We start from the raw sequence: 12,906 nt of genomic DNA on the forward strand, positions 1-12,906 counted from the left end.
ATTAATAATCTGTTTCTAACGGAATTTTAAATGCGATTAAAGTGCCTTCTATTATTCCGTCTTTTTGTATTAATTCTTTAATTTCTATAGCACTTTTACCTGATATAGATTCTAATCGTTCTCTTGTTACTTTGAGTGCCATAGATTGATGGTCTGTTTTGGGTTTATGTTGCTGTGAGTTATAAATACCAATACCATTATCCTGAATGGTTACTTTTAAAGTTTCTTCTGTCGTATCAAACTGAACCTTGAGTTCTCCTTTTCTTGGACCTTTTAAAATACCATGTCGTATTGCATTTTCAACAAACGGTTGGATTAACATTGGAGGTATTAGAATGTCTTCTGCATCTAAATCGGTATTTAAAATAATATCATAATCAAAAGGGTTTTCAGCCATTAAACGCTCAACTTCAATATAATGTTTTAAGGTTTTTATTTCTTGATTTAAGCTAATTTTATCTTCTCTAGAATTCACTAAAGTTTCCCTTAAAAGTATCGCAAAACTATTAACCGTATTATTCATTTTTTCGGGTTTGGTTTGTGCCATTGCTTTAATGCCATTAAGGACATTGAAAATAAAATGCGGATTCATTTGTAAACGCAAAGCTTTCTGTTCAAGCGTTAATAAGTGATTTTCTAGTTGTAGACGCTCTTGTTCTGCTATATTTTTATTTTTCAGGCGTTTAATGTAAAGGGTTATTACAACTATTAATATCATTACAGTAATAGTGATAAGTAGCCATTGAAACCATATTTTTTTATACAATGGTCTTTCGATAAAAAATAAAAACTGTGCTGGATCACTTTCTATCCATCTGTAATTTCTAGATTGAATAACGAATTGATGAGCTCCATAATTGAGCTCAGAAAAATCTTGAGTATTATTTAATGACCAAGGACTCCAATCACTATCATTTAATTTATAGCGATATTCTATTCCGTTGGGATGATCTACATCAATGGTTTTAAAAGTAAAGCTGACCTGCTTTTGGTCTGGATGTAACTTTAAGACCTTTTTTGATTTGCTCCAAACAGATAAATTAATGGTATCTATGCTTTTATAAGCCACTTTAACATCTTCAAAGAAAAGTTTTGGTTTCTTAAGGTTAAAACTAACATCTATTGGCTGATACTCGGTTAAACCATTGATAGCACCAAACCATAAGTGTCCTTTATGGTCTTTATCTACAGCATTTAAGCACGTCTCAATTCCTAAAAAGCCATCATTTCTTCCGAAGAAAAAGACGTCATTAATTTCAGTGTTTTTACTTAGCTCTACTTTATCTACACCTTTTTCTGAACCAATCCAAAGATAACCTTGATTGTCAAAAATAAGTTGGTAAACATTTTCAGAAGATAAGGCTTTGGCTCCTTTTAACTTTTTAAATACTGTAAAATCAGAATCATCAGACCACCAAACACCATTACCAGCTGTGCCTAAAAACATCGTGTTGTTTTGAATTAAAATGGAATTGATTGAAATATTCTGGTCTAAAACTGGCCCTAAATGAGTGATGCGATTTTCTTTTAAATATCCTAAATGTCCCTTTTGAGTAGCATACCACAACAGGTTTCGGTCATCTTTAACCATGTCTTTAATATGCATGTCCTCTAGACCTTCTAGGTTAGAATAGGTTCTGAAAATGGTTAAATCATCTAACTTAGGATTGTAATTAAATTTTACAATTCCTTTAGAGTATGTTGCTGCCCAAACCGTATCGTTTTCAGTGTGGATGGTTCTTATCCAATCAAAAGGAAACCCGTTTTTTGTGTTGAATACTTTAGTTTTAATATGCTCAACTGGAATTTTCTTTGTTGTTGTTTTTAAAGTATCAATAACTATTGAATCTAATAAAACTTTTCCCTTAAACATCAATCCTTTACCGTCTGAACCAGCCCAAATATTTCCGTTTTTATCGCTTGTTATGGTCTTGATTTTGACTTTTGAAAATGCTTCAGGCAGATTTACATCATGGATTCCCATTGAATCAATTCGCATTAATCCAGCTTCAGAATTAGAAATCCAAACATTGTTTTCAGTGTAATGAACAGCATAAATCCGATTTCCGTTTAAACCAGTATCAGTCGTATAATGCTTAAAGCTGTTTTGAAAATATTTATATAATCCTCCACCAGAAGTTCCAATCCAGATATTTCCTTGCTGATCAGACAAAACGTCTCTAACATCTAAAGTTGAGAGTCCGTTGGTGTTTTTTATAGTAAAAAGCGTTTTGTACGTTTCGGTATCAATAACAGAAATCCCTTTATTATCGGTAGCTACCCAAAGCTGATTACTGTTTTGAACAGAGGTGTTATTTATTCGAAAAGGGTTTCTAATTAAATATGCATCTTCAAAATTATGATTATCAATCACTAGTGTTCCGTTATTGAAGGTAGACGCAAAAACCTTAGAACCTACCATAGCAAGACTTATATAATCATTGTAATCGAGTTGCTGTAACGTTTTCGCTTCAGAATGAAGATTATTCAACTTCCAAAGGCCGTTATTGGTGGCTAACCAGTAATAATTACCATCAAAAACCAAATCATTGATTTGACTATCATTTATACCTGAATGTATTTTTAATTTTTCTACGGAAAGGTTTTTGGCTAATTTATAAAGTCCGTTATAGGTTAACAGATACACGGTGTTTCCAAATTTTAAAACTTCGTTTACCTGAGGAATTTCAATGTTATAAAAAGTATCTTTAGTTTTTACAGAAAGTCCTTTTCTGGTTCCCAGATACAAGGTGTCGTTTGAAGCCTTAATAGCTTGAATGTAATTGGATGCTAGTCCGTGAGTTGTATTAAATACTTTAAAATCATTTCCATCAAAACGTGCTAAACCTCCTCCTTGAGTGCCTAACCACAAATACCCCTTAGTATCTAATGTTAAAGCATATACCTGAGATTGAGGTAAGCCATCTTCTAAGGTATAGGCTCTTAATTGCATGTTTTGAGATTGTAAATCGACAACAAAAAATAAGCAAATACTTAAGAAATAATATGATAAAACAGGTTTCAATATGGTATAAGAATCTAGGTGCAACTTACAATTTTGAACGCAGTTTTGAGCGTTGAAGTATATACATTTTTAATGGTAGGTAAAAAAGCGTCGCGCTCTTTAGAGAAACGCAACGCTAAAAACATCAACTACAACATTAATTAATTGTCTTGTTCGTCACAAGATATATATGACAGTTCGGTGAATATTGGCTTAGTATTAGTACTAGCCACTAAACTGTTTGTTTTCTGGAGTTTATTATTTTTAAACACTATGTAAGATGCGGTATTAATACTATCATTCTTTTTTATGTCGTTTAGAGCGATAACATCCATATTTGTGTCTTTACGATTCATTAAAGAGATATTATTATGGTTTAATTTTTCTGATTGAAATACAATTTTATCAACCTGAATTCCATTTTTTATAGCTCTTACTTGAAATTGTCTGTTGCCTTTGTAGTCAAATCCCGCTTCACCAAAAACAAACTTTATTTCTGGATGAGTGGTACTTATTATGGTTTTTTGAGAAATCATTCCTCCCCAAATCCAGCCTATTTGTGGTCCCATTTTCACTTTATACCATCTACTTTTAATTCCATTAATAATATGTGGTGTGTCGCTCTTTGCCAATAGTCTTACGTTAGTTCCAATATTAATTGTTGTTAATTGTTCGCATTGTACTGATGGACAATCACGAAGAGCCACATCGTCTGCTAATAAATACTTTGAGGCTTTTGTTGCTGATATTGTGTACACATCAAACTCGACTTCTTTTGTTTGTGAAAACACATCTGAAGCAATTAATAATATTGCAGCAATTAATAAGGTTTGAAAAATTCTGTTGATAGTACTTGTCTTGTGTTCCTGGGTGTTTTTTAAAGTTTTCATAATGACTTGTTTTTTGGGTTAAACTTGTTTTGATACTTCAAAGATATATTGACATCGCAGTGAAATTTGGAGGCTTCTAGAATTCGTTGAGAATGGTTTAGAATTCGTTGATATTTTGATTTTTGAAACAATAAACCACACCTTTCTCTACGTCGTGTATAAAAGTGATATCACTCTTATTACAAACTTTATAAACCTAGAAATTGCCAAGAATCACTACGATTGGTGAAAGGATTAATTATCAGTACTCCAGAGAAATCTTTGTTTTATGATGCTGTCTTCCTATCTCTTCTGTTAGTGGAATCAGGAACTGATCTTGAAAGTTTTTAAATCGGATAAAACGGCTGGCTGTGTCAAATACAATGCTGAGGAAGTCTTCGTAATACTATTTAATTCAGTGATTTTGATAAATACAACAAGAGAATTAACTTTAACTGTTTGGGTTTGGGTTTAGTTTAAATTAATTTGAAAATATAACATAACAGTCGTCATTTATACGATGACTAGTTGTTGGTAAGAATCAATGTTAATAAAAACACAAAAAAGCCTCACATCTCTGTAAGGCTTAATTTTAATAGTGGTCCCACTTGGGCTCGAACCAAGGACCACCTGATTATGAGTCAGGTGCTCTAACCAACTGAGCTATGGGACCAATAAGGCTGCAATATTACTACATATTTTAAAACTCTACAAGAAATTTGCATCAATATTATTTGTCAATATCTTGACACAACTCAATGAGAACGCCATTTGTTCCTTTAGGATGCAAAAAAGCAATCAATTTGTCATCAGCTCCGTTCTTAGGTTGTTCATGAATCAATTTAAACCCTTCTCCTTGTAATCGTTCAATTTCAGCTTCTATATTTTCAACAGCAAAAGCAATATGATGAATACCTTCTCCTTTTTTTTCAATAAATTTTGCTATCGGACTTTCTTCATTTGTAGCCTGAAGTAATTCAATTTTATTCGGACCAACTTTAAAGAACGATGTCATAACACCTTCACTTTCTACTATTTCTGTTTTGTAATGCTCTTGATTAAATAATTTACCGAATAAATCATTAGAAGCTTCAATATCTTTTACAGCTATTCCTATATGTTCAATTTTTTTCATTTCTCATTTTTAAGTTTCCCTTTATAATTCTAAGGTATGAATTTTGCTGCCAAAAACAAGATAATCTTTAAATATCATCTACTTTTGCAAATGAATGTGACAATTTATAATAACGCTTATTTAAAAACTTGAGTATAGTCGCTATATTAGAAAAAAGATGACAGATTGAAAATGACTTAAATTTAAAACTATGGAAGAATTAACCCAAAGACAGAAAAAGATTGGCGGACTTTTACAAAAAGATCTCGCAGATATATTACAAAAAGCAGTAACTGATGGTGGATTGCGAGGTGTCATTATTTCAGTAAGTAAAGTAAATGTAACCACAGATTTATCGGTTGCTAAAGTGTACCTTAGTGTGTTTCCAAATAATAAAGGAAAAGAATTGATTGAAGGGATTCGCTCAAACACACCTTTAATTCGTCATGAAATGGCGCAACGCACTAAAAACCAATTACGTCGTATGCCTAATTTAGAGTTTTTTATAGATGACTCCTTAGAATACATCGATGGTATTGAAAAATCACTTAAAGGTGAAGAAAACCCTATAAAAGATGAAAATCTTTTAGGTAGACGTAAAAAATCTTAAGTTCCTGTTTTTTAAACCACAAAAATGAACTTCTCATTATACATAGCCAAACGTTACTTGTTTTCAAAAAGCAGTAATAATGCTATTAATATAATGACAATCATTGCTGCTTCAGGAACTATAATTGCTTCAGCTGCTTTGTTTATTGTGCTTTCTGGTTTTGCTGGATTAAAAGAATTTAGTCTTCGGTTTTCTTCCTATGTCGATCCCGATTTAAAAGTGGTTCCTGCTCAAGGCAAATCATTTTTATTAACCAAACAACAATTAGATGCGTTAAACACTATTGATGCTGTTGCATTCTATTCCAAAATTATTGAAGAACGTGCCATTGTACAGTTCGATCAAAAACAGCAAATTATTACCTTAAAAGGCGTAGATGCTAACTACAAAAAAGTGACCTCTATAGACTCTATGATCATGTATGGCAATTGGTTAGAAAATGGTACGTCTCAAATTGTATCTGGTGGAGGAATTTCAAATAAATTATCATTTGGTGTTTTAGACATCACCAAAAGCCTAACCATCTCTGTTCCCAAACCAGGAAAAGGACAAATTACTTCTGTAAAAGGTGCTTTTAATACCGTTAAAGTATTCAATATTGGTGTGTTTAATATCAATGAAACATTAAATTATGAATACATTTATGCCGATATTGAAACAGTAAAACAACTACTAAATTACAACGAAAATCAAGTTTCTGCTTTAGAATTTAAATTAAAGCCCAATGCAGATGAAACTGAAGTTTCTCAAACCTTACAAACCATTCTAGGAAATGATATTCTGGTCAAAAACAGAGCACAACTCAACGATGCGCTTTATAAAATGCTGAATACCGAAAATGTAGCGGTTTATCTCATATTTACTTTAGTCATCATCATTGCGTTATTTAATGTTATTGGTGCTTTAATTATGATGATTCTCGATAAAAAAGAATCACTTCACACGCTTTTCAATTTAGGTGCAACCACAACAGAAATTAGACGTATTTTCTTTCTTCAAGGAAGTTTAATGACCATTTTTGGAGGGATTATTGGTCTGTTTTTAGGCTTTATTATTGTTTTTCTACAACAACAGTTTGCTTTGGTCATGATTATTCCTTCAGAGCCTTATCCTGTTGTCATTAAGGCCATCAACTTTATACTTGTCTTGGTCACCATCACAACCTTAGGATTACTGGCATCAAAGCTGGCATCGCAACGTATTACAAAAAATTTAGTGAACTCTAATTAAATGTATCTGGGCAAGTTGCTAAAGCAAACAAGCTCTCGCAACTCGCTTCTAGACCAAAAAGTCTAGAGAGCTTAAACAGATTGCTCCATCCTTCTTGCAAAAACCTACTAAGTAGCAAATTGGTAACCTGAAAACTTATCTAACACCTCATCAAAGGCATCAAACACATCTTTTGAATCATCACTAGTCACCATTTTCATTCGGTATTCCTTGAAGTTTGGAATGCCCTTAAAATAATTAGTATAATGTCTTCTGGTTTCAAAAACACCTAACTTTTCACCTTTCCAATCAATCGACATCTGTAAATGACGTCTGGCAGCATCGACTCGTTCTGCTAAAGAAATTGGAGCCAGATGTTCTCCAGTTTTAAAATAGTGTTTTACTTGCTTGAAAAACCAAGGATTTCCAATAGAGGCTCGACCAATCATACACCCATCTAATCCAAAACCATCACGCATCAACATCGCTTTTTCTGGAGAATCAACATCACCATTACCAAATACAGGAATATGCATCCTCGGATTATTCTTCACTGCTGCAATAGGTTTCCAATCTGCTTCACCTTTATACATTTGAGCTCGGGTTCTTCCATGAATAGAAATCGCTTTACAGCCTACATCTTGTAACCTTTCTGCAACCTCAATAATTTTTATAGAATCGTGATCCCAACCCAAACGTGTTTTGACAGTTACAGGCAAATTCGTGCGTTTTACCATTTCTGCAGTTAAGCTTTCCATTAGACATATATCCTTTAGAATTCCTGCTCCTGCACCTTTACTGACAACTTTTTTAACTGGACATCCAAAATTAATATCTATAATATCGGGATTAGATTTCTCAACAATATCAATCGTTTGCAACATGCTTTCCATATTAGCACCAAAAATCTGAATACCAACAGGACGCTCCTTTTCATAAATATCGAGTTTCATAACACTTTTAGCAGCATTCCGAATTAAGCCTTCACTAGATACAAATTCGGTGTATACTACATCTGCTCCTTGTTCTTTACATAATGCCCTAAATGGAGGATCACTAACATCTTCCATTGGTGCTAAAAGCAATGGAAAATCTGGAAGTTCTATATCACCTATTTTTACCAAACCTAAACTGTTTTTAGAAAAATTAATGCTTTAAAATTCAATCTCTGTCTCAACCTCATCATCACCTCGTTTTACTGTTACTTTCGTTTTGTCTCCAGTATCAAAAGTCGATAAAGCTCTCATGTAACTCATCATGTCTGTAACCAAACTATCACCAAGTTTTACAACAATATCCCCTTTTTGAAGTCCCGCTTTTTGAGCTGGTTTATCTTCACTCACACCATCAATACGCATCCCTTTTCCGTCGTATAAATAATCTGGAATAACCCCTAAACCAACTTTAAATCTCGGTACATCTTCACTTTCATTTTTTGTTTTTCTGAAGGGTAACTTTCCATTGTCATCAAGGTCTGAAATGATATCAAAAATATAGCTCGAAATCGTTTCCATACCTTCATAATTCAATTTTTCAATATCATCTCCTGGTTTATGATAGTCTTCATGCTGACCAGTAAAAAAGTGCAGCACAGGTATGTCGCTATTGTAAAACGAGGTATGATCACTTGGTCCTACACCAGATTCGTTTTCTATAATTTTAAACTTCGAATTATTTGCCTTTACAACTTGTTTTAAAATAGGCGAGGTCCCAACACCATAAACGGCTAAGGTACTATCTTGTTTTAAACGACCAACCATATCCATGTTCAACATATAATTTGCTTTTGACAAATTGATAGTTGGATTTTTAGTGAAATAATTGGAACCCAATAATCCCATTTCTTCTCCAGAAAATGTCATAAATAAGTAGTTATTACCTGTGTTGTTTTCTTTTAGTTTTTCAGCTAAATTTAATAACACAGCAACTCCACTCGCGTTATCATCTGCTCCATTATGGATTTCCTGAGATTCACCTCTAAATAATGACCCTTCTGCTCCATAACCTAAATGATCGTAGTGTGCTCCGATAATAATAGTGTTATCGGCTTTATTGTCAAGAAACGCTATAACATTTGTACCTGTAATTGTACTGTCTCCATCCTTAACTGTATAATTCACCTCCTGGTGAGGATCTGTTTTGGGTTTAAAAGTAAACGTTTGAAAATACCCTTCTGTTCCTTTAGCCTCAAGGCCTAAGTTTTCAAAACGAGACGCAATATAATCTGCAGCAGCTTTCTCACCATCACTACCTGTTTGTCTGCCTTCAAGCTTATCATCTGCTAAAAAAGAAACATCCTCTTTAATTGTGACTGGTTTTATTTTCTCTTCTGAATTGGTTTTACATGCCACAAAAAGCATCAAAAAAAATACAAATAATATGTTTTTCATCTTATGAAATCTTAATTTTGGACAAATTTAGTTAATAATCTAATCAAACCTACAAGGTTTTGAAAACCTTGCAATATAAAGTCTAAATATGAAATATCTTTCCGTTGTAATTTTAAGTGTTTTAATTTTGAGTTGTAAAAACGATGCGAAACCGGCTTCAGAAAGTGAAAAAGAGGCAAAATCAGAAACTGTAGAAACAACAAAAGACAGTTTAATTTATCCCGAAGAAAAACATTTTAAATCCATTCGTCAAGTGACCTTTGGAGGAGATAATGCAGAAGCCTACTGGAGTTTTGATGATACACAACTCGTGTTTCAATCTAATAATAAAGCGTGGAATGTTGGTTGTGATCAAATGTTTTTAATGAATGCGGATGACACATTTAAAGGCAATGTACCTCCTATGGTTAGTACAGGAAAAGGACGAACCACATGTGCTTATTTTTTACCAGATAACAAACATATTATTTATGCCTCTACACATTTAAAACAAGATGAATGTCCTGAAACACCATTACGTAAAAACGGAAAATACATCTGGCCAATTTATGATAGCTACGATATTTTTGTAGCAGATTTAGAAGGGAATATTGTGAAGCAATTGACGAATGAAGTGGGTTATGACGCTGAACCAACAGTATCTCCTAAAGGTGATAAAATTGTATTTACCTCAACACGTAGTGGTGATTTAGAATTATACACCATGAATATCGACGGAAGCAATGTAAAACAAATTACCAACGAATTGGGTTACGATGGAGGTGCTTTCTTTTCTCCTGATGGTACCAAACTGATTTTTCGTTCTTCACGTCCAAAAACAGAACAAGAAATTAAAGATTACAAAGATTTATTAGCTGAAGGCTTGGTAGAACCAACAGACATGGAATTATACATTTGTAATGCAGATGGAAGTGACTTGCGTCAGTTAACCGATTTAGGAAATGCTAATTGGAGTCCGTTTTTTCATCCTTCAGGAGAAAAAGTGTTGTTTTCTTCCAACTTTGAAGCAGAACGTGGTTTCCCATTCAATTTATATTTAATTGATATTGATGGTAAAAATCTAGAACGTGTAACGCATGGTGAAACCTTTGATGCATTTCCTGTATTTTCTAATGACGGGAAATATTTAGCATTTTCTTCAAACCGCAATAATGGAGGCGGAAGAGACACGAATTTGTTTATTGCTGAGTGGCAAGACTAAAAAATCTTTAATACTACTTACTCAATTGAGATTCCTCATATCGTCTGAATGACATGCAAAGTAATTTTATTTCTCTTTCTTTTCTAAACGTTCGCGTTCTTCTGTATCAATGGCGCGAGCGTTGCTATTTAGCTTTGTGTTTCCAAATTTGTATCTGAAACCGAGTCTTACAAAGCGATCATCGACATCAACAAATTGTGTACTGAATTGGTTTTGATATTGTGTAGAAACATCAAAATCATGCATATTAAATAAATCACTCACAGATAATGAGATGACTCCTTTCTTATCTAAAATTGTTTTAGAAATGGCTAACTCAGAGAATAATCGATCTTCAACAATTTGAAATCCTTGTAAGCTTTTACCAACCCAAGTAAGCGCAAGGTTTACATTTAAACTATTGTCTTCTAAGAAGGTAAAATCGTTTTGCCACACTGAATAGTTAGACCACTGATTTTTTGAAACAAAACCTTGTCCAAAATCAGTTTCTTCTTCAAAATTATAAAACGACGTTACTGCATACACAGACCATCGATTAGTAACATCAAAATTGGTGATAAAATCAAAACCAAACTCAACTGATTTATCAAAATTAACTGAGATGTATTCGATAACATTTGATGTATTATCCTGTCTGGGAATTTCAGAAATGGCACCATCATAATTTTTATAATAGGCTTCAAAGGTGAAAAAATCTGTCAGGCTTGTTCCTATGACAGCATGATCGACAAAGGTTGGAACCAAAAACGGATTTCCAGACACCACATAATTGTCATTTAAGAAAAAACGAAATGGATTTAAAGCTGCATAACTTGGTCGTGCTATGCTTCTCTTATAATTTAGTTTTACATTGTAATCATCTGAAATTGTGTATTGCAAACTTGCGTTTGGAAACCACTCTAAATAGTCTTGTGTATTGGTAATATCTGTTAAAGGAGATTCGCCTTCAATATTGGTTTGTTCTACTCGTAAACCAGCATTGATGCTCCACTTTTCAACACTCAAATCGTAATTTGCATATGCAGCATAAATACGCTCATCATAATTAAAGGCATCAGAATTTAAGGCGTCAATCGTTTCTGTTCCTGTGTTAATATTTACATCAAATTGAGTAATCTCACTTTCAGTATTTGTACTAGAAAATTTAAGTCCTGTTTCAAAATTTGACGATTCATTAAGAGGTAAGCTATAATCTATTTTTCCAGCAAGAATTTTAGTGCCTTGATCGTTTTCTGTGTTAAATGCACTTGCGCCTAAAAAGGCATCATTCATACCAAAATTGTTGCTAATTACACTTTGATTTCTCTCATAGTTATAAGTCGTATAATGTGCGTTTACACTTAAAACACCTTTTGTAAAGCTATGGTTAAAATCGACATCAAATGCCAAATTATATTTTGTGTCTCTAGATAAATTATCTGCAGTAAATCGAGATAAAAAATTACCATTTACATCACTGATAGTCGTCTTATTAGCAATTTTGTATTTAAAATAAGGAATATACAAAGAATTAGAAGACAAGCTTAATGTGTTCTTTTCGTTAATAAAGTAATCAAAATTTGCATTAAGGTTATGGGTTTCAGACCATGTATTTCTATTGGTAATTGAACGCCAACTCTGCTCGGTATTATTTGAGTCATCTAAAAAATTAACGGTGTCATCTCCATTTCTGTTAATCTTATCTTTTGAATAACTATAATTCACATTCAAACTAATGTCTTCATTTTTAAAAAAATGACTGGTTCCAGCAGTATAATTAGGAAAGACACCTTGAGTGTAGTTGGTAAAAATACTTCCTCTATAACCTGTAACAAGGTTTTTGCTCATAATGATATTTATAACCACTCCGCTTTCGGCATCATATCTTGCTGAAGGGTTTGTAATGACCTCAACAGACTTTATGGCATTAGCTGATGAACCTGCCAGTAGCTGATTTAAGTCTTCAGCAGATAAATTGACTTTTTTATCGTTGATATAAACTGTAGGATTTGAATTTTTAACTGTAATCTCATCTCCTATAACCAAAACACCAGGTGTACTTTTTAAAACCTGAAGCATATTGCCTTCAACCAGAGCTGTTTGTTCGATGTTAAACACCAGTCGATCAGCTTCTCGCTTTATTGTTGGTTTTTTCACAAGAATACTAACTTCATCCAAGCTTTCTGAAACCTGACGAAGTTGAATTGTTGTTAAATCTAGGTGTCCAGTAAGTATGATTTTTTGATTAAAATTTTCGAAACCTATGTAGCTGATTTTTAATACATAGGTATTGGCTTCTAAGTTTAGAATGTCAAAAAAGCCATTATCATTAGTGGAAGTTCCTTTTAAAATTTCACTTTCATCTTCGTTTAAAATGATAACGTTGGCAAATTCAATTGGATGATTATCAGCATCAATTACAGTTCCTGAAATAGATAAACTTTGCCCAAAACTCATTAATGAACACAACCATAAAAACGAAAATATACGTAGGGATTTCAAATTTAATTAGGGTTTTTAAACGCAATAT

9 protein-coding genes and 1 tRNA gene are annotated in these 12,906 nt (G+C 33.0%); 3 read left to right on the plus strand and 7 right to left on the minus strand.

Features of this window, described 5'->3' with window-relative positions; all coding sequences use genetic code 11:
• Position 1 precedes the first annotated feature (1 nt).
• From ACRHNM_RS01580 to mce, 4 genes are all read right to left on the minus strand, one after another.
• Positions 2 to 3,049, minus strand: a complete 3,048-nt coding sequence (locus ACRHNM_RS01580) for a ligand-binding sensor domain-containing protein (RefSeq protein ID WP_431132964.1) — start codon at positions 3,047 to 3,049, stop codon at positions 2 to 4.
• 116 nt (positions 3,050 to 3,165) lie between these two features.
• The gene (locus ACRHNM_RS01585) at positions 3,166 to 3,894 is read right to left on the minus strand and encodes a hypothetical protein (RefSeq protein ID WP_431132966.1); all 729 of its coding nucleotides are present in this window, start codon (positions 3,892 to 3,894) and stop codon (positions 3,166 to 3,168) included.
• Between the two features lie 578 nt (positions 3,895 to 4,472).
• Positions 4,473 to 4,546: transfer RNA gene (locus tag ACRHNM_RS01590), tRNA-Ile, on the minus strand.
• Positions 4,547 to 4,603: 57 nt separating this feature from the next.
• Positions 4,604 to 5,008 carry a methylmalonyl-CoA epimerase gene (gene mce / locus ACRHNM_RS01595; RefSeq protein ID WP_431132968.1) on the minus strand — a complete coding sequence of 135 codons (405 nt, stop codon included), beginning with the start codon at positions 5,006 to 5,008 and terminating at the stop codon, positions 4,604 to 4,606.
• A 190-nt stretch (positions 5,009 to 5,198) separates the two neighbouring features.
• On the opposite strand from mce, the gene rbfA reads away from it, so the two are divergent.
• Both rbfA and ACRHNM_RS01605 read left to right on the plus strand, forming a co-directional pair.
• The gene (gene rbfA / locus ACRHNM_RS01600; protein ID WP_431132970.1) at positions 5,199 to 5,597 is read left to right on the plus strand and encodes a 30S ribosome-binding factor RbfA; all 399 of its coding nucleotides are present in this window, start codon (positions 5,199 to 5,201) and stop codon (positions 5,595 to 5,597) included.
• A 24-nt stretch (positions 5,598 to 5,621) separates the two neighbouring features.
• A complete protein-coding gene (locus tag ACRHNM_RS01605; RefSeq protein WP_431132972.1) occupies positions 5,622 to 6,827 on the plus strand; it encodes an ABC transporter permease in 1,206 nt (401 codons plus the stop codon).
• Between the two features lie 107 nt (positions 6,828 to 6,934).
• Here the strand turns inward: ACRHNM_RS01605 and dusB are convergent, their stop codons facing one another.
• Positions 6,935 to 7,930: a tRNA dihydrouridine synthase DusB gene (dusB, locus tag ACRHNM_RS01610; protein WP_431132974.1), complete on the minus strand. Its 996-nt coding sequence runs from the start codon at positions 7,928 to 7,930 to the stop codon at positions 6,935 to 6,937.
• A gap of 30 nt (positions 7,931 to 7,960) precedes the next feature.
• Complete coding sequence (locus ACRHNM_RS01615) at positions 7,961 to 9,196, minus strand: M28 family peptidase (RefSeq protein WP_431132976.1); 1,236 nt, start codon at positions 9,194 to 9,196, stop codon at positions 7,961 to 7,963.
• Positions 9,197 to 9,284: 88 nt separating this feature from the next.
• Here ACRHNM_RS01615 and ACRHNM_RS01620 point away from each other — a divergent pair, with 88 nt between their 5' ends.
• Positions 9,285 to 10,397 (plus strand): TolB family protein, encoded by a 1,113-nt coding sequence (locus ACRHNM_RS01620; RefSeq protein ID WP_431132978.1) that lies wholly within the window; start codon positions 9,285 to 9,287, stop codon positions 10,395 to 10,397.
• Positions 10,398 to 10,463: 66 nt separating this feature from the next.
• On the opposite strand, the gene ACRHNM_RS01625 is transcribed toward ACRHNM_RS01620, so the two are convergent.
• The gene (locus ACRHNM_RS01625) at positions 10,464 to 12,878 is read right to left on the minus strand and encodes a TonB-dependent receptor domain-containing protein (protein ID WP_431132980.1); all 2,415 of its coding nucleotides are present in this window, start codon (positions 12,876 to 12,878) and stop codon (positions 10,464 to 10,466) included.
• Positions 12,879 to 12,906 lie beyond the last annotated feature (28 nt).

Origin of the sequence: Psychroserpens mesophilus (assembly GCF_050617655.1) — a bacterium.
Lineage (GTDB): Bacteria > Bacteroidota > Bacteroidia > Flavobacteriales > Flavobacteriaceae > Psychroserpens > Psychroserpens mesophilus_A.

Excerpts from the sequence above, each read along its gene's own strand:
- ACRHNM_RS01585 (WP_431132966.1), bottom strand. The coding sequence starts at position 3,894 with ATGAAAACTTTAAAAAACACCCAGGAACACAAGACAAGTACTATCAAC.
- mce (WP_431132968.1), bottom strand. The coding sequence starts at position 5,008 with ATGAAAAAAATTGAACATATAGGAATAGCTGTAAAAGATATTGAAGCT.
- rbfA (WP_431132970.1), top strand. The coding sequence starts at position 5,199 with ATGGAAGAATTAACCCAAAGACAGAAAAAGATTGGCGGACTTTTACAA.
- ACRHNM_RS01605 (WP_431132972.1), top strand. The coding sequence starts at position 5,622 with ATGAACTTCTCATTATACATAGCCAAACGTTACTTGTTTTCAAAAAGC.
- ACRHNM_RS01615 (WP_431132976.1), bottom strand. The coding sequence starts at position 9,196 with ATGAAAAACATATTATTTGTATTTTTTTTGATGCTTTTTGTGGCATGT.
- ACRHNM_RS01620 (WP_431132978.1), top strand. The coding sequence starts at position 9,285 with ATGAAATATCTTTCCGTTGTAATTTTAAGTGTTTTAATTTTGAGTTGT.